Raw genomic sequence first — 2,299 nt, forward strand, 5'->3', positions numbered from 1 at the left:
CATCCCACAGTGACAGATCGGCTACGTTAGCAGGCGCATCCACGTCGATAACAATCGGCCATTCGCCGGTGGCATCGCCGAGGCTGCCGTCAGCCAGTTCCGGCTGTGCGGTGAAGTTGTAGTCGCCCGAGGCCAGCGGACCGACTTCCAGTTCCCAACGGCCATCAGCGTCAACGGTGGCGGTGCCCAGCAGGCCCAGGTTGTCGTCAAACACATGCACGACCGTGCCAACAGGACCGGTACCGCGCAGGGTTGGCGTTGGATCGTTGCTCAGACCCTCTTTCTCAATCAGCCCAGTGTGTGCCGCCACGTCGTCATAGACGCCGGTGATGGTAATGTCAGGCGTTTCACCACCCGAGATAATATCCAGCGTTTCTGGCGCAGATGGTGCACCGGTGTTACCGGCTTTATCTTCTGCTACTGCAGTCAGGATCAACTCACCCTGCGGCAGTGGACGCGATGGCGTGAACGACCAGTTACCTGGCGCGGTATCACCGGCCGTCGCCGTACCCAGCAGATTGTCATACTGGTCATAAATGTAGACGGTGCTGCCTGGCTCAGACGTTCCGCTAATGGTTGGGAACGGATCGGCCGTGCTGCCGCCGCTGACCGGACCATCGGCATCAGTAATCGCGGTGATTACCGGTGCGGGTGGTGGCGTGGTGTCCACTTCAAACTCCAGCGGATCGCTTTCCGGACTGACGTTACCGTTGGTGGCTTCGACGATGATGGTGAAGCTATGTTCGCCATCGCGCAGCTCGTCACCCACTTCCGGGGTAAAGGTCCAGTTACCGTTTTCATCGACAATCGCGGTACCGATCAACGTTTTGGTGCCTGCCGGGAATTCATCGTAAATGTTTACGATGTCATCTTTACGCAGACCGCCACCCGCCAGTTCAGGACGGTTATCGTTGGTCAGGTCGCCGATCACGCCGACGTGAGCCGGAACATCATCGTAAGCCCCTTCCAGCGCGCCGCCAGGGCCAGTGCCCGGAATGCCTGGTACGTAGGAGTCGATGATGATTGGCCATGAGCCGGTACGACCGCCCACGTTACCCGCTTCATCACGGAACACCGCTTCAAAGTTGTATGGGCCGTCTGGCAGCGTTGCCAGTTCCAGCTCCCAGTTACCGTCAGTTCCGACCTGAACAGAGCCCAACACGTTGGTGGTATCTGCACCGTTATAGATGAAGACCCAGCTGTTCGGTTCGCCGGTGCCTTTCAGCGTTGGCGTGGCATCGTCGGTGACCATACCGCTGGTCACAGGACCGGTAGTGGTACCGAAGTTATCCAGAATCTCGGTAAAGGTGCCTGCGCCCGGTGGCGTGGTGTCAATGGTGATCACCCACTCGTTGCTGGTGGCTTTGTGGACACCGTCATCAAACTCAGCACGCAAGGTGTAAGTGTCTTCAGTCAGAACGATGGTCTCAATCTGCCATACACCGCCCGTTACCACTGCGCTGCCTAACAGACGATCATTTTGGTCATACAGATGAACAATGGCGCCCTCTTCACCGGTACCGCTGATCACCGGCGTGGTGTCGTTGCTGTAACCGTTGTCTGGTACGTCGACCAGGTCTGCTGGATCGTTGTTGTTGGTTGCCGCAGTAATGGCACCGGCCGGTGGCACGGTATCAATATTCAGTTCCCAGTTATCCGAACGCTCGCCTTCGTTGCCGACGTCATCGGTGAAGCTGACCGAGATCTGCTTAACGCCATCTTCCTGCGGTGGCAGCGTGAAGCTCCAGGTGCCATCTTCACGGACTACACGGGTGCCCTGTGGAATGTCGTCAACATACACGGTGACGATATCGCCCGGTACGCCGCGGCCTTCTACGGTTGGCGTGTTGTCGTCGGTTTTACCGCCGTTTGGCACGTTGCCCTGATCGGCGCCCACATCATCCATTACGCGGTCAATGACGGCGCGGTTTGGTGCAGTGGTGTCAATCTCCAGCTCGAACTCGTTGGTGGTGGTGGTGCCGCTGGCGTTGGTCACGCTGGCCTTGATGGCGTAGGTGCCTTCGGTCAGCGCCAGTTCCTGTTCCCAGAAGCCGAACGCGTTGGTGCGCACGGTGCCGATTGCCACGTCGTCCACGTAGATAGTGACGATGCTGTTAGGCGTCGCACGACCGTGTACGGTTGGCGTGGTGTCATCGGTTTTACCGCCGCTGGCGATGTTGCCGGTAATGCTGCCTTCATCATCCGCTACGTGGGTGATAGAGACGTCCAGGCGCGAGGTGTCAACGGTGAAGTCGATACCCGGCTGTTCGCCGCTGCTGTTACCCGCTTCATCAATCAC

1 protein-coding gene is annotated in these 2,299 nt (G+C 58.6%); it reads right to left on the reverse strand.

Annotated features, from left to right (window positions below; all coding sequences use genetic code 11):
• Nucleotides 1–2,299: Ig-like domain-containing protein (locus PMI17_RS12545; protein WP_238541543.1), on the reverse strand; the 2,299-nt coding region annotated here is incomplete at both ends.

This window comes from Pantoea sp. GM01, from assembly GCF_000282675.1.
Taxonomy (GTDB): Bacteria; Pseudomonadota; Gammaproteobacteria; order Enterobacterales; family Enterobacteriaceae; genus Pantoea; species Pantoea nemavictus.